Raw genomic sequence first — 19,027 nt, 5'->3', positions numbered from 1 at the left:
AGTGCTGGCCGCCGTCGTGCCGGCCCACCCGCTGCAACACTGTGATCAACGCCAGGCGTCCCGGCGACCAGCCCGGCCGGCCCTCCTTGCCGAAGGCGCCTGCGAACGTCTCATCGGCGAAGACTTCGCCCAGTTCATCACGCACTCGGACCGGTAACGGCACCTGCCGCTTGCCTCGGTAGATCGCCCGGATCGCCACAGCGACCTTGGGCGTCGGCTCGGGCCACCCATCGGAACGATCTGCAGGGTGATGCAGGGGTGAGCCAGCAGTTTGAGGAGGTGGTCGAGCTGCTGTCGCATCACCTCGGCTCCTCCGATGGGGCGCAGGAGGACTCCTTCGTCGATGACCGCCGCGTACATGGGTGGCTCGGGACGGTCGAACACCACCTGCCTGGCGAGGCGTGCCTCAGCTTCTTCGTCGACGCGTTCGTTGCTGATGCCTGGCTGCCCGCTCAGGATCGCGCGAGCATAGTTGCGCGTCTGAAGCAGTCCGGGAACCACGAGGGGTTGCCACGTGCGCAGGGTATGAGCATCGGCCTCGATCTTTGGCCACTGACGGAACCAGGTCGGTCCTGACTTGATTACGAGGGGCAAGAGGCGGAGCAGGTCTCCCTTGAGGCCGAGAAGGCTCTCTACCTGCTCGGTGAAGTCGCGCTGCGGTGTGCGCTTGGCGTTCTCGATCTGGCTGACCAGGCTCTTGCTGACATGGGCGTAGTCCGCGATCTCTTCTTGCGTTACGCCTCTTTCGTCCCGCAGCCTCCTCAGTTCGGCCCCGAAGAGAGCGAGAGGACTGGCTCCTGGGTCGAGCTCGCTTGCGGCCATGGACGCATCACCCTCATGTTCACAAGTACACACACATCCGTGAACCCGATGTGTGTAGCAACTGTGTCGCCTGTTGACTACTCAAAGTAACTGGCGGGGGCCAGTCTGGGGAGTGTCTTCAACGAACTAGGCGAACTTGGGTTCACAAGAAGAGTCGATCTTGTGGACCTCGGGGCCAAGCCCTCCAGATGGTCGGTGATATCCATGCCAACGGAAACCGCACCCGTGCCGGTGCAGGAATCTCGCCCGCCGACAGCGATGATGCTGATTTCGCAGATCACCCTGCCTCGTAACGCGAGGGCACCTCGCCACGGGCGACATGTCCTCACCCAGTGGATTGGCAAGGACGATCCGTTGCTCCCTTCGCTCCTCCAGGTGGCCAGCGAACTGCTCACCAACGCCGTCATCCACCCGGCACACGGCCTGGGTCGTGAATCGGTGGTGGTACGCGTCAGCCGCGGCCGCCCCTTCCTCCTGCTGGAGGTCATCGATCCCGGCACCCTGGACATGTCCCCCTTGCCGCAGCCGCATCCGCCGGCCTTCGCCTCGGAGACAGGTCGCGGCCTGGGCATCGTGGCGGAGTACGCCACTGCCTGGGGCACCTACACCTGCGATGCCGGACGCCGCAATGTTTGGGCTGTCCTGGGGGAAGATGCGTCTGCGACAGGCCACGCGAGAGTCGATGGTCCCGTTGAGCCTTCCCAGCTCCCAGCGGCAGGTATCGCCGACGGCGGGTGGGGGACTGCAGGTTGCCAGGCCCTTCACGGTCTGGCAGACCAGCCTCACAGGTGTGTCGGCAGGGACATCGCTCATGGTCAATGAGCACGGCAAGAGGATCAATAGCCCGCACACCTACAGGCTCGGAGGGGGCCCCGTAAGTCAACGGCACCGTCCTGGTGTACGTATCGATCAACGATGTGGGGGACGCGGCTGCGGTGCCGGACATGGGCGACCTCAACCCGGGCACGCCACTTGTGCCGTGCAATGCGCAGCGCAAGCTGGGCGTGGCGATCTAGGGCACAACGAACTCTCGAACCGGAGATGTGCCCCCTTCGGCCCCGGACCCGTGGCAGGTGCGGCAGTGATATGGCCCACATGCCCGCAAGTGCCGCCGCCGCACTCCTCCATGATGCGGTCGGTCTTTCATCTGTTGGGAGCGCACCCCGCACACGCTGGTAACGCGACATGAGCGCCCGACGAGCGTACTGCCGCGAGTGCGGCCGGGACGTGATCAAGGTGTACCTGTTCGATCGCGGTTGCCTCCACATCGATCTCGATCCCGAGGCAGTCATTGGCGGCGACTACACGTACTGGAACCCCACCTATGAGCGTGACCCGCAGATCTGGCGTGCCACCTACCGGCCGATCAAAGTGGCGGCTCCTCTCAATATCTCAAATCAGGACCTCAAGGAGTGGGATGGTCGGAAAGCCGCAAACAGTCGCCGGTGGTATGTGGAACACATGTGCGGGCTGACGGCCGCGCAGATCGTGGCAGGACGACGCCGAAGAAGGAGCGCATAGACTGCCCGGCCGCTCGCGCAAGATTGCAGACTGGCCCGGCTTACCCAAGGCCGGATCGTGAGATCCAGGTGGAGGGGCGGCAGGAGCCGTACCTACGACCTTCATAGAGCTTGAAGGCGGTGATGCGGCTGAAGAAGGTGGAGTCGGTTTTGCAGCCCCAGCGAGCGCCGTTGGAGTCGACGATGGTCCATGTCTGCAGGTAGGAGGTGGCGTATTCGACCCGGACGGCACGGCCGTCGTTGCTTAGGTCACAGACGGTGATGCGATGGCGGTCGGCCGAGACGCTGACCGATCCCCAGCCGGCGTCATCATGCCAGCCGTCCGAGGTCTGGGCCTTGGCCGGTGAGGGAGCCAGCAGGACGGCGAGAGCGGCGGCTGACAGGGCGATGCGACGGATCATGGGCTATCCGTTCCGGGTGAGGAGATCAGAACGGAGCCACTGTGAACCTCCTGCGTGTCTGGGTCCCGCAGCCCAGCATCCCTGGCGACATGGCTTGATCAACATTTGGGCGGTGCTTCACAAGGCCATCGATCCAGCGTCATTGCGAGCCGCTCCGGGCTGGGGAGAGTTGCCGTGGCTCAGGTCAACCGATCCTGGCGGGGGCGTTCATTCACGTTGAGGCGGCGCTCTGCGCATGTGCGCCTGCCGCTTGACGCCGAAGGCGCCCGCGTGGTCGACGACGAACTGGAAGCGCTGACCAGTTGGTCTCGCCGGCTAAATATTTGGCCGCCCGGCGCAGGATGTCATCTCCCAGCTCCAGTTCTTCGAACTGGTCGAAGCATGTATGGGTTGGGCGCGTGGACTGCCGATCCATGCCACCGCGCGCGAAGATCTGCTGATCCTCCGCAAGCCGCCGATGTCCCACTCCTCGCCGCTTATCCGCCCGACGGTTGGACCAGCGCTGAGCTGCCGTGACACGTGAGCGCACCAAATCGCTGGACTTGACGACGCGGCCAGAGGTGAGGGTCCATAGCCCGTGCCTCAGCCGTCCGGCGATCACTACCACGCGGTGATCACCGTGCCATACGTCCGTCAGGACACCCGACGAGTCGAGGCCAGAGTAGATCACTGGAGAGGAAAGACGCGTACCTTGGAGAACCTTGCCCATTCCCGCGCCGCCATGGAGACGACCGACCGGCTCAACGGCCGGACTGACGACTGCCGGGCCAGCCACATCCGCAGAACCGGCAGGCCCCGTCGACGCATTCACCTACGTGGCAGTGTGAACCACCCCAATCGCACCCCAAGCGGGCTCCTGCGCCACGACAACACCACCCATGAGCCGGACAGCGCACAAGGCGTCCACCGCAAGATCCGACGTGGCCGTACGCTATCCGGCCCCGCGGACAGCGGTCGCACCGGTTTCTGCGATCGAAACACGGAGTTGGTCAATGACCAGGCATGACGAGTTGCTGACCGTTCCTCAGGTCCTCAAAGAGCTGGGCGGCGTGTCCCGCCGCACCTTCTACCGCTGGCGTCAGCTTGGCCGCGCACCGGTCTGCGTCCAACTGCCCAACCTCGAACTCCGCGTCTGGCGGAGCGATCTCATGGCCTGGCTCGACTCACGACGGGAGCCGAGATGAGCACCACGTACGACGTGAAACTGGGCTACGTCCAGCAGCGCTCCAATAGAAGTGCACCCACCTACATCGCTCGCTGGCGAGTGGCCGGCAAGGAGAGGTCGAAAAGCTTCCGGACCAAGGGCCTGGCCAACGCCTTCATATCCGACTTGCGGCAGGCGACCAAGGTGGGGGAGGAGTTCGACCTCGCCACCGGTCTCCCGGTGTCGAAGCGCGCACGGCAACCCTCCGGGCCGTCCCTCCTGCAGTTCGCTCAGGCGTACCTTCTTCGGCGCTGGAACTCGACAGCTCCTCGAACCCGCGAGACAGACGCGTACGCACTGCTGTCCCTCGTCCCCGAGTTGGTCACCGACGCACCGCAACGTCCCACCGCTGCGGAACTCAGGGAGGTTCTCCGGATCCACGCGCTGCTCCCGGAGAAGCGGCGGGCCGACCTGACAACGGCACAAGCCGTGACTATGAGCTGGTTGGAGAGGGCCTCTCTACCGCTGACGGCCTTGGAAGAAGCACAGGTCCTTCGCAAGGCCCTCGACGCCATATCGATCACCTTCTCCGGTACACCGGCGGCAGCCAACACGGTACGGCGCAAGCGCGCCATCCTGCATCATCTGCTGGAGCACGCAGTCGAGGAGCGACTGTTCAACAGCAACCCGCTGGACAAGATCAAAAGGAGGGTACCCAAGCCCGTAGCACTCGTTGATCCCCGCACGGTGGTCAACCCCGCCCAAGCACGGCAACTCCTCGACGCAGTGCCCAAGGTAGGCCGCAAGCGCGGCCCTCGGCTCAAGACCCTGTTCGCATGCGTCTACTACGCCGCGCTTCGGCCGGAGGAAGCGGCGGACCTGCGGCTGGCCAACTGCACGTTGCCGGACGCGGGCTGGGGCCTGATCGTCCTGGAAAAGGCGCGGCCCCAGGGAACGAAGCGCTGGACCAACTCCGGCGAGACCCACGAGTCGCGCAACCTGAAGCACCGTGCGGACAAGGAAACACGAGAGATCCCCATCCCGCCCGTTCTGGTCGCCATGCTTCGCGAGCACATCACCGAGTACGGTACCGCCGCGGACGGCAGAGTTTTCCACACGGGCACCGGTGGCACCTACTCCAGTTCGGCGCATTCCTACGTTTGGCAGGAAGCTCGCAAACTCGCGCTCACCCCCGCGCGGTTCGCCTCTTCCTTGGCTGCTCGACCGTACGATCTGCGGCACGCGGCAGTTTCCCTTTGGTTGAACGCGGGCGTCCCGGCCGTCGAAGTCGCCAAGCGCGCCGGCCATAGCGTGGATGTCCTGCTGCGGGTTTACGCGAAATGCGTGGACGGCCAGCAGGAGCACATCAATGGCAAGATCAACGAGGCTCTGAACGAATAGCCTGCATGTATCTACTTCCGGTCCCGGCCTCGCCGGGGCCGTTTCACTCCCCGACTTGCGTCTGATCGTGGCGTTTGCCTACCACGGGACGCCACGCTTGGTCTACCTGAGCGACTCGGTCTGTCGACTCCTTTCTCGGTCACGGCAAGACTGACAGAAATCGATGCCGCCGCTTGATCGGCCGGTCTATGCGCATGGTTGCCATGAGGTGCGGGTGGATACCTCTGGCGGAAGTGGCCGAACTGGTCGTCGCCGCGACTGATCGGGCAGTGGGCGGTCTCGGTCTTCGATTGACTATATACGTGTGAGTCGATCACTTGGGTCGGTCAGGCGCCCGTGTCGATGCTCAGTCCTCGTCGAGAACTATGGGTCTGAGCTGGCGAATAAATTCTATGACATCTTTTTGGGCGTCCCTATTGGATGGGGTGTTGGAGAGCGACACGCTTAGCATACGGCTGCCATCCTGCGCCCACGCCCAGCCGTCGGTCCCGTATTTCTCCCCGGACTCCATGAGGATAAAGGTGAATCCGGGCCCGGCGTCGGTGGGCAAGTCGACCCCGTTTCTGGAGGCTCTGGATCCCTCTAAGCGGCTCAGGGGGAGTTGAGACGGGTCGTCAATTCTGATTTTGAGTCGATATGCGTTTCCGGTACGTGGTTTGGCGTAGATGTAGCAGGACTGGAGGAGCTTGCCATCGTCGGACATGTATTTCTCGACGGTGAAGTTGCTGAGGCCGGTGGCACGTTCGACGGACTGCCTCGAGAGCAAGCCGCATTCTTTGGGTGCGGCCGTGACGTCGCCAAGCGGTTGCGTGTCAGGAGTGGATGATGGGGACGGTGAAGAAGGGGTCGAGCAGGCAGTCAGCAGGGCCACCGCAAGAAGGAGCGCCGTGGGAGGTGACAGGCTTCGCATTGCGAAGCGGGCTTTGCTCATGATATGCCTCTGTCATGACCAAGTGTCACGGGTTATGGCACTATCTACCCCGAAGAAGACGCGATCCGTAGCAGGGGTTCGATGGAGCCACTCATCGTAGGCATTCTTTTGAGATTCACTCATCTTGTCCTTTGACATGATCTCCCCGTTCACAAGGAAGTCGTTCTCAGGGGCTTTTGGTCTCTGCTTAGAAGCGTATGGATGAGTGGGCGCCGGTGCTGATCCGTCACCGAAGAGGCCGTGTCGCATCATGGCGGCCGCAGTGGCATCTTCGAACATTACCTTGGCGTCATCCAGCGCATTCGCGGCCGCCTTTTTTGCCTTGCCCTCTTGATCGGACGTGAATGCTCCATAGATGTGATCCTTCGCCTGGTCGACCAGCAGTCCGACGAACTTGCCAGGTGGTCCGGGCGCCAGGTCGATGATCTTCGTGACCATGTTCTTGTACACCGCGTACCTCTCGTCGTTCTTCCTGGCTTCCTCTATTTTGGCGATGTTCGCGGCATCCGTGAGGGCATATGTGGTCTCGCTAAGGTCGTTCACCACGCCCCGGAACTGGAAGGCTCCGCCACCGGTGCCCATCTTTTCCTCGAGGATTTCTTGCCGCTTGTCGTTGATCTGCTTCTTGGTCGCCTCCGGATGTGCTTTGTGCCATGTCGCGAACTCAGCTTTCACCTCTGCGGCCAGCGCGGCCGCCGTCTCGTCCAGCACCTTCACCGAGTACTGCCCATGAGCCGCCGCGACGGTTGCGAACGCGTCGTTGTCGTTGAAAGCCCACGTCTCGACACTCTTGAGTTCATCCTTGTTGAAGACGGCGCCATAAGGCTGTACGCCGGTAAGGGACTTGTCCGGATCGTAGGCGGTGTCTGCGCCAATATCCTTTCTCGGCGGCGCCTGGTTGGCCCGGTGAACGTCGCTGATGTAGTTGGCGTGGATGGAAGCGGCCCAGATCCGGGTGTTCGGCAGGTTCTGCTGCACCTTCTCCTCGGCCCAGTAATGGCTCGCCCATGAGGCGATGAGCGCGGCCTTGTATCCGCTCGACTGCTCCCGGGGCATGCCGTGGTCCCGGAACTTCGTTGACGCCTCGTACAGGGCAGCGCCGAGCAGGTTGTCGCTCTCCGGTCCCCACCGCCGCTCGCGCATCAGGTAGGCCAGCGGCCTCCGCTTGGGGTCGGTGAAGAAATCCTGGGCCACCTTCGGATGATGGATCAGAGCGCTCAGCACCGTGCTCATGGGGCTCACGTCGGGGGCGGGCCGAATCTTGTCCTGGCCGGGCAGCGGCGACTCCGGCTCTCTTGCCCGTGCCTGCGGGTGAGCCACGTCGAAGTCGTAGACCCGCTTCACCACATCGAGCATGAACGCGTGGTCGAATTTCCCTTTGCCGAGGAGCTTGCCGATGGCGAAGGCGCTCTGCGGGTCGTCCAGGTCCTTGAGCAGTTCATCGGCGTATTTGTCGGGCAGCTTCCGGGCCCGGGAGGCGGTGCCCAGGATGGTGCTGAACAGCCCGGCGACCTTTTTCTCTGTGTCCAGGTCCTTGTCATCCGGGCGGCCGGCGGGAGGAAGGTCTGTTCTGAACATTCGGGAGATCACTCGCTTGAGCTCATCAGGCGGGATCTCCTTGGCGAATGCAGCCGCGAAGAGAGGGTCGTTCTTGTGTTTCTCGAGTTCGGCGATCGTCTGGGCGTCGAAGGCCCCGGATTTGGCCTGCGCACGGACTTTCGCCGCCACCGCCCGGGCGGCGGCGGCGCCTTCCGTGGTGCTGGACTGCCAGTCCGCGCCGTCCGCCCAGATGATGCCGTCACGGCTGAGCTCCGCATCAGGGGTGGCGAGAATCAGGTCCAGGCGACCTTGAAGGTCCGGTGGCTTCGCGCTCATCTGGTCGGCGACCCTGCGTAGCGCGGGCGAGGTCCAGAACTCGACGCCGAGACGGCCGAGCGCGCTTTCGACCTGGCGGCTGGATTCCCGGAACTCGGGGCCCGTGCGCTTGAGCATGGCTATGACCTTGGTCATGAGTTCAGGGTTGATACCCACGCGAGGGCTCATGGAGACACCTCGGACGCGGGGAGGTTGTGGAGCGTGTCCAGGGCCGCCCGGAAGTAGTTCTTGGTGTCGCGCTCCCACTGGCGGATATCGGCGGAGAGTTTGTCGCCCTCCGGCCCTTTCAGCGCGCCACCCTCGGCGAGGCGGATGAGCTCGCGTAAATCCGCCTCGCACTGATCGGAAAGACGCTCGATCTGTCGGCGAGCGGTCTCTACCTCATCTTTCGTCGGCATGACGGCCTGACCCGGGAAAGACGACTGGACGCTTGAATGGTAACCATGGACGGCACATCTTGGACGAGTCCGACCAAGTGGATATCGCTCGAACCCAGAAGCGCCAGCCTTGCGTACAACGTGGGAGTGGCTATGGCATGGGCAGGCCGCGGATGGTGCGCCTAGAGCGGGACGCGGTTTGGGCTGGTGGGCGAGTTTTTCGGGGGATGCAGGTTCGATCCGCACCCATAACTCTCCGGTACGATCCACGGCGGCCCCTTCTCCTAGATCATTTTGTTAGTCGGACTTCTTGGCGGAGGGGCCAGGTGTCGTTTGTGTACGGGCCGTGCGCCCCTCGCGGAGCAGCGGCGGATGCAGGAGACGGACGGGGCCGCGGCGGTAGAGCGTGGCGGGGCGGCCCGGTTCTGCGGTCGGTCGGCGAGGAGCTGAGGTTCCAGCACTGGTCGATGTCGCTGTGCCACTGCACCGACCCCGCTCTGGCGCACGACCTACTCGGCGAGGTCACCGAGCGGCTGCAAGGGCTGGTACGTGCCCAGATGATGGGCGCCGTCGAGGACCTGAGGGTGCGCCTGTGGACGGTCGAGGTCAACGAACCGCTGCTGTGCCTCCTGGACGGAGCGACGACCCATGCCATGCGAGACGCCTTGCGGGAGTTGGCTGGCGCGAACAGCGACGGGGTCACGTTCCAGGCCACGGGGCCACGAACAGACGTGCGGGGACGGCAAGTTTCCATGCGGGGGTAGGGCCACAGCGTCGCCACCTGGAGCACCACACCACCTTCGATCTCGGCCTGGTAAGGCGTGCCCGTGTCCTGTTGGCGCAGACGCGGACGGCAGCCGTGGATCCGGGAGGCGCCCAACTTACCGCGAAGTCGCTGATCGACCGGCTCCGCCCCGACTACCTCTTGCTCACCGGGATCTGCTATGGCCTGCGTGAAGGTGAGCAACAGCTCGGTGACATCCTGGTGTGCACTCAGCTCCGAGGCATCGATCACAAGAAGATCGTCGAGCCCACGCCGGGGACGGCTGTCGAAATCAGCAGGGGTGAGCGGGTCGCCCCGTCGGTGACGCTGCTCGACCGCTGCCAGACCGCCAGGTTGACGAAGGGCACCCCGAAGGTCCACTTCGGCCCGATGCTCTCTGGAAGTGTGCTGCTCAACTCGCCGACGGCACGACAAGAGCTCATCGATGCGCATCCGGACGCGATCGGCGGCGAGATGGAGGCGGTCGGCGTCTACGCCGCGGCTGCCAAGAAGAAGGTGGACTGGATCGTTGTGAAGTCCGTTTGCGACTGGGGGATGGGCAAGAACGACGACTGGCACGAAAGCGCGTCGCGTAACGCGGCCGAGTTCGTCCGGGACGTGCTGCTCAACGGCGGGCTGGACCAGCCGCCATTAAGGTCGGCTTGACTGTCGAAGAGGCAGCGCGACACAGTCTGGTTGGGCGTGAACCGCGCTGCGCCTAATCAGGAGTTAGGTCGATGTCGGACCGGCGTTCGCGGAGAGAATAGCCAATGGCCACCGGCGGGCGTAGCTCCGAGAAAACGTCCATCGTCTAGGAGGAATGGGAACTCGGCTTGAAGCTCCTTGTAGCTGTCGTTGGTTACAATGATGCTGCCCGTCTCATCGGCGAACATCGTCACCAATCTGTCGGCTTTTCCATGCGTTCCGGCAGGGGTCGGCAAGATGATCTCTTGCCGAATGGCGTCGTCGAGCATCACTTGTTCCGCTGGGGACAGCTTGTGTCGCAGGGTTGCGTCAACGAAGACGGTTACTCCCGCTTCGGGGAATTTATTGTGGAGCGCCTGGATGCCGCTGAGTAGCAGGCTGAGGCTGGGAATATCGCCCTTTCTGGCATCTCGCCCGTACCAGGCGAGATTCGAACCGTCTACAACAAAGGACTTTGCTGAGGTGGACGTCGTTCGGGGCAGGGAGGTCCCTGATGGAGTGAGTCGGTCCAACGCACTCATTCGACGCTGAATTTCGCTGATCGGTAGAGTATCACCGCTGGTGAAATCCCGGATCTCCTGATCCAGAAGAACCTCGCCGGTCTTGTCGAGGGTTGCCTTGACGTGAAGCAGGCCGTCCACCGTGTAGGTGTAGCGGAGATTGAAGATGGCCTCTTCCCGGCGCAGGGGCCTTGGATACTTGAGTTCGAGCTTGGTCAGCTGGAAGTTCTCGGGGTCGTCTAGCGACTTGGCAGGATCCGCCTCCCACACGGGAACGGTGAGCTGGGACCGTCCATCATCGATCGGGGTGTACCTCTTCTCCTCGATGGCGGGAAGCGGTGTGTGCTGATCGATGATCGCGCTGAAGACCTTTTTGCCACTGCGTTGGTCAGTGGTGCTGGTGCCCAGGGCGAACATCGACGACACTCGCAGATAGCTGTTGACCTTTTCGTCGAGGATGGCCGCGGCGATCGCCGCTCCCCGAGCGACGGCTGTCATGGGATGACAAATGACGTCCGGCACGACCTCGTCGTCTATGAGTCTCTCAACGGCGTCCCGTACGCAGGGAAGCTGGCTGGTTCCTCCGATCATAAGGACGCCGTCGATCTCGTCGGGGTGCATGCCGACTTCGTTGAGACATTGCCGGGCTGGTTGGAGCGCCTGTTCCACGAGATCGGCGATCTCCCGCTCGAACTCGTCACGGGCCACCTGTACTAGCTTGCCGCTGCCAGGGATACGGGCGACCGCCGTCGGCTCCTTCGACAAACGGATCTTGGTTCGTTCGACGATGAGGTCGAGCTCCCGGCTCTCCAGCTCCGACAGGACGGGATGGCTTGGAAGCTTACGGAGGAGCAGTTTGCGAAGTCGCTTGTCCAACTCGATGCCACCCAGTTGGGTGATGCCCTTGGATGCGAGTTCCTCAAAGTGTCCATCGATGTGTTCGAGGATCGTCACGTCGATGGTCCCGCCGCCCCAGTCGAAGACCATGATGCGGCCCTCCTCCTGCATGTCGTGCATGTAGGAGAGCGCCGCGGCGGTGGGCTCGTTCAGCAGTGCCTTGACTTGGATGCCCGCCGCCCGCGCCGCCGCCCGCGTACGGTAGCGCGCGGCCCCGCGTGCGTTGGCGGGAACCGTGATCACCGCGCTGTCGAAGGGTCGCAGAAGGTTGCCTTCCGCGCGTTCACGCATGGCGCGGAAGACCCCGGCCGCGGCCACGCTCGCGGGGACGGAGGCGTCGCGGAGCCGGATGCTCTCGTCGTTGCGGAGCATGCGCTTGCACGCCTCGAAGACCCGGTTGGAACGGAGCTTCGCCTCCCAGCCGAAGAGTGCGCCGAGCCGGGTGGAGCTCTCACCCACGATGGTGGGGAAGATGCCCTGGAACTCCTCATAGAGCCAGTCGGAGTCGATGTTGTCCGCGTCGAGGGGGAGAACCTCGGCCTCGTCTCCGTTCCACTGCGCGACTACGGAGTTCGTCGTGCCGAAGTCGATGCCCGTTGCCATCTTCAGTGCCCTCCAACGGGGGAGTCGTCGTGGATCGCGCTAGCCGGGTCGTCAGTGTGGCGCAGTTGACCGCTTCGTATGGTCTTGCGGGTGGCCATATCGACATACGCGGGTCGTACGACAGCCAGGTAGGGGCCGTCGGCCGACGGATTCACCGTGGTGAAGCACTCTGGGTTCTCCGTCGGAGCGGTGACGCGCTTGAGCCCGGTCACCGCGATCCATTCATCGACGAGCAGCCTGATGCCCTCCAAGTCGGTGGCCTCACGCAGATGGGAGTCGAGTTCGGCCAAGTGGGCCAGGTGGAGCCGGCGGGCGCGGAAGGCGTCCAACACGGCCTGCCGCAGCGCCTCCACGAGCTCCTGCTGTGTAAGAGTGTCCGCAGCAGGCTGGCTCGAGCTGGAAAGCAGCTCGGTGGCCTGCCGAACGAAGTCCTGCAGGATCGTGGCTGGGTCCAGATGCTGGTGTTCGCGGACCAGATCGGCGAGGCGTACCGCCATCTCCCGGTGAACCTTGGCAGCGATCTCCGCCCGAATCTCGAGCTCGACCTCCTGGCGGATCTCGGCTTTCAGCGCCTGCCGGACGTGCTTCTTGACGGTCTTCTCCAAGTCCGACGAGAGCTGGTTGAACCGGGCGTCGAGGGCGGCTTGCAGATCACTGGCCGTCACCTGAGGCGCGGGACGTTGCCCAGCGGGCGCCGGGTGTGACTTCTTGAAACCGGGCGGCTGGCTGTTGCCACCGCGACTCTTGCTCCGGGGCCCCTTCTCACTGCTCGGCATCGGTGATCTTTTCTGTTGAAGGAGATACGTGGAATTCGGCGAGTAGCTCTTCTGCGGCCCGCTCGCGCAGCGTCAGGAAGTCCGCACTCATGCTCGCCGGCGTGCGCCGAAGGAGCGGTTCCACGGGCGGTAGAAGAGCGGAGGAGCGGCCGTCGGACGGGGGGAGGAAGATGTCCTCGCTCAGCGGTACCACGAAGAACTGGGTCTCGCTGGTGGCCCGCCTCAGCCGACGCTCGGCCCGGTTGATGGCGGCTTCCCGTTCGGTGTTTCCCCGGACGATCCGAAGCAAGGCACGGTATTGCTCCTTCCAGTCGGGATCGCCGTGTGCGAGTCCGAGCGCGAGGTAGGGATTCTGCCAGTCTTCGCGATCGTTGACGAGCGTCTCGCGCCGCTTTCGAATGAGGGCCAGGTTCTGGGCAGCGGTCTCGTCGCTCACCACGTCCTTGTCGGAGAGCAGCTTGATGGCCAGCTCGAGCTCGTTGTTTCGCTGGGCCAGGTACGCGCCCATGTTGTGGACCTCGGCGAAGGAGCATTGGTCGAGCAGCCATCCGCCGTGCTGATCCTTCGTGGCGGCGGCTTCCAGGAGCTTCTCGATCTGGGCGCTGGCCTTCTTGAAATTGCCCACGAGGATGTGCAGGTAGCAGACGTACAGCCCACGCCAGGTATGGAACTCGCTCAGCTTGGCCTCAATTGCCTCGCTCGGCGTCCACAGAGCGGCGAGGGCGCCCCACAGGGCGTGGTCGTTGATCAGCTCCTGTGGCCATCGTCCTACTTGGGCACCGTGCTGCATCTGATCGAGCAGCGTCTGCTGTTCCACAGGCAACTGACCGCGAAGCCGTACGTCGACCTCTCCTCGCCACAGCCCGGCAAGCATGCCGTATACGTCGTCGCCGTCGAGGTCCGCCCCGTCCAGAAAGGCGTGCCGGCGTTCCATCTCGCTCCACTGGAGCTGCCCCGCGTCTGCGCGCGTGATGGTTTCCGGCGCCAGCCGGGCTCGTACGTAGACACCCTCGCCGGGGTCGCCCATCAGCCGCCACGGTTGATCTTCCGCACCGATCAGCCCAAGATCAATGAGGTCGTCGACGACAGTCAGAGGGACTCGCGGGACGACCTGCCCGATCTCATCGGCTGCGACTCGGGCGGGGTGTCCTAACGCGGCGAGATAGCAACGCCATCCGGGCCCGCCGTCGAGGAACTCATCGGACAGCCGCTTCATGGCGCCCATGCCCGGCAGGTCCATGGCCAGCAGCTGGGCGTGCCGTTCACCTTGAATGCTGAGCCACGGCATCCCCGCCTGCACGAGGTTGTTCAGAGCCTCGACGAGCCGGAGGGGCGTCATGGCGCTCAGGAGACCTCGCACCGCATGGGGAAGATCGGGTCCCGGCGCGGACAGGATCGCCTCTTCGACGGTCAAGCGATCCTGCTCCGGGGCGCCCGGGGAACGCTCGAGCAGGTCACGAAGTCCCCGCTTGAGGTTCTCGATAGTGTCCCGGCCGTGCAATCCCAGGTCTGCCCAGGCCATAGCGGACTGATCGGCGATCCTCCCGTCGGGAGACCTGGCCGCCTTGCGTCGCGCGCGGTTCTGGCGCCACGCGGCCACCGCCTCCGCGCGTGTGACGCCATCAGGTATTGAGCTGTTCATCTGCGCCAATGTGAAGAGTTCGTCCAGTGCATGTTATCGATCTACTCCGCCCGGAGGAGTCCGTCCCCGCTCAGGATGCGCAGCACGTCAAGTGCGGCTCCACGGGACAGAAGCTCATGGTTGCGCTCGTTGCGCCGGTTGCGAAGACAGCCATAACAAGATGTCTCCTCACCGCACTCACAGGTTGACATCCGTTGCAGCGCGGTCTCCGCCACGGTGTCCAGCCGTTGGGCGATCCGCAGCACCGATCCAGCGCCGCCCGGCACGTTGTCGTAAATGACCAGGCTCGTGTGGCCGTCCGCTCCCGCGTGGATCGTGCCGTCGATGTCGTCCCGGCTGATTTCCAGGCCGTGGGCCGCGCCCTCGAGCAGGGCGTACAGGGTGGACAGCCAGCCCTCTCGCGGCCGGCTCAGCCCCTCGAAGCGGATCTCCAGGATGTCTGTCTCGTACGTGTGCGCGAGTGTGCGCCACTGTAGGGGGCCGGTGCACTCGCCTTGCCGCAGCGGGCTGGTGTGGCTCTTCGGCAGGCGGCCCAGGTGCGCGCTCGCCCAGCCGCACCACTCGCAGATCACGTAGCCCGATCCGATCGGCCCTTCGGACAGGGCGATCATTTCCCCCCTCGCTCCCGAACGGCACTGGACGACCATGCCGTTCGCGGTGCGCCAGCGGAAGAGAGCAGGGTCGTCGGCGAGCTTGACGACGAGGGTGGCGCCGTTCCAGGACGTCCTCGGCGGCGAGGTGGACGGCTTGCTCGTCCTCGGTTCGGCAACGAAGCCGAATTCGGGAATGCAGTACTGCCGTACCGGCGAGTCGGAGGGCGTCTTGCATGCCGGGCAGATCGGATCCGGGTCGTCTTCGACGTGGCGGAAATGCTGGCAGTTCCGGCACACGTAGTAGCGCTTGCTGATGAGTTCGCGCCCCGGCAGGCGGTAGACGCCGGCCGAACGCCACAGCACTCCGCCCGCCACGACCTCCGAGCCTGGGGCGTACTCGTAGATGGCGCTGGACAGGTCACGAGCGAGCTCCAGCTTCGAGCCCACGGGGTTGTCGCAGTGAAGCGTGCGCAGTTCGACCGTGTCGACGGGGAAGCCGTACTTCGGAAGCACGTTCCGGTTCGCCAGAAACCCGATGAGATTGCGAGTCGTGAGGGTGTTGATGGTGCGCTGATAGCGATCTGCCAGGCCGTACCGCTTGGACGCGACCGCCTCCTGGATTTTCTGTTCGAAGATGGCGATGTCCTGGTCCAGCTCCTGTCGCACCTTTTCCAGGTGTTCGCAAAGATCGATCACCCAGCTTCCGGACTCCACCCCGATCTCGGAGTGCACCTCGGCGGGCAGGACCTGGCGCAGCGTCTCGGTGATCCCGGCGGGTACGGGGCTGAGGAAGTCGAGCACGCGCTCGCAGGCCGCGTCCGAACCGCCATTGGGGCGGAAGAACTCGCCGGCAGTCCGCCAGACCGCGCCGCTCGTGGACTTCGCGTACCGGAAGAACGCTCCCAGAGCCACGGAGTGGGCGTGTCGACGATCGATGCGCTCGTTGCCGAGCGGCACGTACGGCGCGCGGACCTGACCTGCGATCATGGACTCAGGCTGTTGATAGCGCGACAAATCATGAGAACGCCGCTGGGCATAGGTCAGCACCAGTGCCGCGGAGTCGGCACGCCGGCCCGCGCGCCCGGCACGCTGGATGTAGTTGGCCGTCGTGGGCGGCATGTTGCGCAGCATCACCGTCTGCAGTTCGCCGACGTCCACGCCCAGTTCGAACGTCGTCGAGCACGACAGCACATTCACTTCGCCGCGCAGGAAGCGCTGCTGGATATTGGCTGCCTCCTCGCCCGTCCACTGGGCGGTATGCTCCCGCGCGGTGAGCGGGATGGGCGTCATCGACTGGTAGAGGACCGTGTAGTGCTCGTCAGGATCGGCCTTGGCCTCGATCAGGCGACCTTCGCAGCCCATCATCGGGCATACGCCACGTACGCTGACGCCGGTGAAACGGCGGCAGAGCTCACACCGGTAGACCACATCGGCCGGGGAGACGCGGATCCGGCTGTGGTCCACCTGATGGATCACCCCGACCCGACGGGGATTGTCGCTGGGCAGCCAGCCGTTCTTCTGGCTCGTCAGGAACTTCCAGCAGCCCTCGAGCACGCCCTTCGGATCGGCGTTGCAGCCCAGGACCGCGAGCAGGCGCGTCAAATAGTCGAGCCGTCGGTTGCGTCCCCGGGTGGGCAGCCAGCTCAGCACCTTGAGCTTGGCCTCCGCCCCGTCCTTGCGTACGTAGATCGGCCCCGTCCGCGGCTTGAACGCCTCGTCCCTGGCGTCCACGTCCGTCGGCATGGTGAGCACGCCCTGGTTGCGTACCGAACGGATGAGCTCTTCCAGCAGGTCCCAGCACTCAGCCTCGGACAGGCCAAGCGAAAGGAGCGGCTGCGGCAGCCTCCACCCGGGGTCACGGTCGAGCCCGACACGGATGAGACCGAGGCCTTCCAGGGACTTGCGTTCGTCGAGAGCGAGCAGCTCACGCATCACCCAGAGGGAAACTTCGCGCTGGCGACTCGGTGCGTCGTCCTTGGCAGGGAAGACGCCAGCCTGCTCCGCTGCCTGGCTCACGTGGAAGATCAGGGTTTTGAGGCTGACGGCCTGGTGTTCCTCGGTCGCCCGGTACAGGCCCTGGAGGATGAGGCGCCGATGCTGCACCTCGCCGTAACTGGCCTCAAGATAGGGGGCAAAGAAGGCCGCCGCCTGTCGGTTGTCGTTGAAGGTGAGTAGCTTGCGGCCCTCACCCGGATGGTCGGCGATCTCGACGTCCGGCGCCGGTGGGATCTGCTGGTAAAGCGCGGTAGCCAGGACGGCCGTGGCGGCGTCGTTGCCGCTCTCGAACTGCCTGATCATCTCAGAGCCCCGCCCGCCGCAGACGAGACAGCCGCTGGGAGAGGCGGCCTTGGTCTTGAGCTTGCGCACCGGTCGCAGGGCAGTCTCCGCACAGCCGTTCTTGCCGCAGGAGAGCTGTGGCTGGGCGTGCAGCGCGCCGCAACGGGGGCAGAGGTGAGCCACCTGGCTCTCGGTGGTGGCGGCCTCCTCCAGAGTGGCCTCGTCCTCGTCGGTCACTTCCGGAGCGTCATCGAGCAGCAGCCACGTACGAACGCCGTCGTTACCAACACGCGGGGTGAAGAACTGGCCGCCAGATGAGAGCGCTATCGCGCCGATCAGGTGGACCGCACCGCAGCGCTTGCACCCGGCCATCTCGAACATGGCGCCGGCGCACTGCGGGCAAGACTCATGCCGGTTCAGGGATACGTGTGGTCCGCTGGAGGTGAGACACGTGTAGGCGCCCTCGGTTGCCCGGGCGAACAGGTGGTAACGCGCTGATAGGACGGGGGCACCGGTCGCGCCGTGGATCCGGCTGCCCACCTCGACCAGGGCGGCGAGCCCACCGGCTGGGTCATCCTGACCGCCGAAGATGAGCTGGGCCAGGTCGTCGAAGGACCGGGGCCCGGCGGCCAGAGTGCCACGGAACCGCGCCATCGCGTGCTCGTGCGCGAGACCTTCGGCGACGTTGGCGTACTGCTCGCCCGCCCGCCAGAAAAGGTCGTCCGCTGGATCGTTGCTCCGAGCGAGCTCCTTGTAGTCCTGCGCCGACAGCGGTCCCCAGAACGGCCCCGACGGCATGCTGACGCGGGTGGCGCTGACGAGATCCCTGCGACTCGCGTCGTCGTCAGCCCATTCGAAGGGCACGTTGAACAGCTTGGTCGCGAAGTCCATTACTGCCTGCGGCTCGTCACCGACCGTGGCGCTGGTGGCGATGCACTGCAGCCGCTGCCGCGGTGCCACCCGGTCGTGCAAGCGGCGCAGCAGCATGCCGAGTTCCTCGGCTTTGGCGCCGTCGTAGACATGGGCTTCGTCCAGGGCAATGAATCTCCAGCGCCCGCCGTGCTCACCTTCGAACAGCTCCATGTCTGCCGGCCGGAGGAGCAGGTACTCCAGCATCGCGTAGTTGGTGAGGAGGAGGTGTGGCGGTGTGGCACGCATTTCCTCCCGGCTCAGCAGCTCGTTGGGCAGTCGCCTGTGGCCATGGTTGAGCTCCTCGAATTGTGCGAGTCCTTCGTGTCTGCGCTCCTTCGTGTCACCGGTGTACCGGCCGAAGGTGATGAACGGCGTCTGGGCCAGCAGCAGGCGCAAACGCTTGAGCTGGTCGTTGGCGAGGGCGTTCATCGGGTAGAGGAGAAGCGCCCGGACCCCGGGGGTGAGCTCCCCCTTCTCTCGTTCGGTGACCAGCGCGTTCAGGATGGGCAGAAGGAAGGATTCCGTCTTGCCGGAACCGGTGCCCGTGGCCACCACCAGGTTCCTGCCGTTCGTGGCCTTGCGGATCGCCTGTTCCTGGTGGAGATAGAGAGGCCGGTCCAGCGGTAGGGCCGGCGCGCCGAGCTTCTCGAACGCGGGCGAGAGCACGTTCTCGTCGATGAGCTGCCGGAGCGTGGTCCCCGGCTGGTACGGCGGGGTCGCCTCCAGCAGTGGTCCCTTCGTCAGCATCGGACTGCTCGTGATCTCGGCCGCCAGCGCCTGCGCGATCTTCGTATCGCGTACGGGGAGGATCGAGCGCAGGTAACGCCGGTACGTGTTCGTGATGAGGGCGCTTGTCTTCAGCGGATCCACGGTCAGCTCCGATGTACG

The 19,027-nt window shown here is 64.6% G+C and carries 15 protein-coding genes; 6 read left to right on the top strand and 9 right to left on the bottom strand.

Features of this window, described 5'->3' with window-relative positions; genetic code table 11:
* Positions 1–45 precede the first annotated feature (45 nt).
* On the bottom strand, positions 46–822 hold the full coding sequence (locus HD596_RS02480; protein WP_185067680.1) for a helix-turn-helix domain-containing protein: 777 nt from the start codon (positions 820–822) through the stop codon (positions 46–48).
* Positions 823–1,026: 204 nt separating this feature from the next.
* Here HD596_RS02480 and HD596_RS02475 point away from each other — a divergent pair, with 204 nt between their 5' ends.
* Complete coding sequence (locus HD596_RS02475) at positions 1,027–1,644, top strand: ATP-binding protein (protein WP_185067679.1); 618 nt, start codon at positions 1,027–1,029, stop codon at positions 1,642–1,644.
* A 405-nt stretch (positions 1,645–2,049) separates the two neighbouring features.
* On the top strand, positions 2,050–2,343 hold the full coding sequence (locus tag HD596_RS02470; RefSeq protein ID WP_185067678.1) for a hypothetical protein: 294 nt from the start codon (positions 2,050–2,052) through the stop codon (positions 2,341–2,343).
* 40 nt (positions 2,344–2,383) lie between these two features.
* Here HD596_RS02470 and HD596_RS02465 read toward each other — a convergent pair whose 3' ends face one another.
* Positions 2,384–2,743 carry a hypothetical protein gene (locus HD596_RS02465; protein WP_185067677.1) on the bottom strand — a complete coding sequence of 120 codons (360 nt, stop codon included), beginning with the start codon at positions 2,741–2,743 and terminating at the stop codon, positions 2,384–2,386.
* A 992-nt stretch (positions 2,744–3,735) separates the two neighbouring features.
* Here HD596_RS02465 and HD596_RS02460 point away from each other — a divergent pair.
* Positions 3,736–3,927, top strand: coding sequence for a helix-turn-helix transcriptional regulator (locus HD596_RS02460; RefSeq protein ID WP_185067676.1), 192 nt, complete (start codon positions 3,736–3,738; stop codon positions 3,925–3,927).
* A complete protein-coding gene (locus tag HD596_RS02455; protein WP_185067675.1) occupies positions 3,924–5,288 on the top strand; it encodes a tyrosine-type recombinase/integrase in 1,365 nt (454 codons plus the stop codon). The genes HD596_RS02460 and HD596_RS02455 overlap by 4 nt, the downstream gene beginning before the upstream one ends.
* A gap of 346 nt (positions 5,289–5,634) precedes the next feature.
* Here the strand turns inward: HD596_RS02455 and HD596_RS02450 are convergent, their stop codons facing one another.
* The 3 genes from HD596_RS02450 to HD596_RS02440 all read right to left on the bottom strand — a co-directional run bounded on the left by HD596_RS02450 (position 5,635) and on the right by HD596_RS02440 (position 8,492).
* Positions 5,635–6,054, bottom strand: a complete 420-nt coding sequence (locus HD596_RS02450) for a hypothetical protein (protein ID WP_185067674.1) — start codon at positions 6,052–6,054, stop codon at positions 5,635–5,637.
* Positions 6,055–6,231: 177 nt separating this feature from the next.
* A complete protein-coding gene (locus HD596_RS02445; protein WP_185067673.1) occupies positions 6,232–8,262 on the bottom strand; it encodes a DUF6571 family protein in 2,031 nt (676 codons plus the stop codon).
* Positions 8,259–8,492, bottom strand: a complete 234-nt coding sequence (locus HD596_RS02440) for a hypothetical protein (protein ID WP_185067672.1) — start codon at positions 8,490–8,492, stop codon at positions 8,259–8,261. Before HD596_RS02440 ends, HD596_RS02445 begins: the two co-directional genes overlap by 4 nt.
* A 446-nt stretch (positions 8,493–8,938) precedes the next feature.
* Between HD596_RS02440 and HD596_RS61245 the strand changes: the two genes are divergently transcribed.
* Together HD596_RS61245 and HD596_RS02435 are read left to right on the top strand one after the other, a co-directional pair.
* Positions 8,939–9,235, top strand: coding sequence for a hypothetical protein (locus HD596_RS61245; protein ID WP_246554077.1), 297 nt, complete (start codon positions 8,939–8,941; stop codon positions 9,233–9,235).
* 17 nt (positions 9,236–9,252) lie between these two features.
* Positions 9,253–9,900 carry a 5'-methylthioadenosine/S-adenosylhomocysteine nucleosidase family protein gene (locus HD596_RS02435; protein ID WP_281398402.1) on the top strand — a complete coding sequence of 216 codons (648 nt, stop codon included), beginning with the start codon at positions 9,253–9,255 and terminating at the stop codon, positions 9,898–9,900.
* A 56-nt stretch (positions 9,901–9,956) separates the two neighbouring features.
* Here HD596_RS02435 and HD596_RS02430 read toward each other — a convergent pair whose 3' ends face one another.
* The 4 genes from HD596_RS02430 to HD596_RS02415 are packed head-to-tail and all read right to left on the bottom strand — an operon-like array spanning position 9,957 to position 19,009.
* Positions 9,957–11,939, bottom strand: a complete 1,983-nt coding sequence (locus tag HD596_RS02430; RefSeq protein ID WP_185067670.1) for an Hsp70 family protein — start codon at positions 11,937–11,939, stop codon at positions 9,957–9,959.
* 2 nt (positions 11,940–11,941) lie between these two features.
* The gene (locus HD596_RS02425) at positions 11,942–12,715 is read right to left on the bottom strand and encodes a hypothetical protein (protein ID WP_221519147.1); all 774 of its coding nucleotides are present in this window, start codon (positions 12,713–12,715) and stop codon (positions 11,942–11,944) included.
* Entirely contained in the window at positions 12,702–14,357 is a 1,656-nt protein-coding gene (locus HD596_RS02420) for a hypothetical protein (protein ID WP_185067668.1), read from the bottom strand. Before HD596_RS02420 ends, HD596_RS02425 begins: the two co-directional genes overlap by 14 nt.
* 41 nt (positions 14,358–14,398) lie before the next feature.
* Complete coding sequence (locus HD596_RS02415; protein ID WP_185067667.1) at positions 14,399–19,009, bottom strand: DEAD/DEAH box helicase; 4,611 nt, start codon at positions 19,007–19,009, stop codon at positions 14,399–14,401.
* Between the last annotated feature and the right edge of the window lie 18 nt (positions 19,010–19,027).

Source organism: Nonomuraea jabiensis, from assembly GCF_014204795.1.
GTDB lineage: Bacteria > Actinomycetota > Actinomycetes > Streptosporangiales > Streptosporangiaceae > Nonomuraea > Nonomuraea jabiensis.
This window is presented reverse-complemented; position numbering and strand designations above follow the sequence as displayed.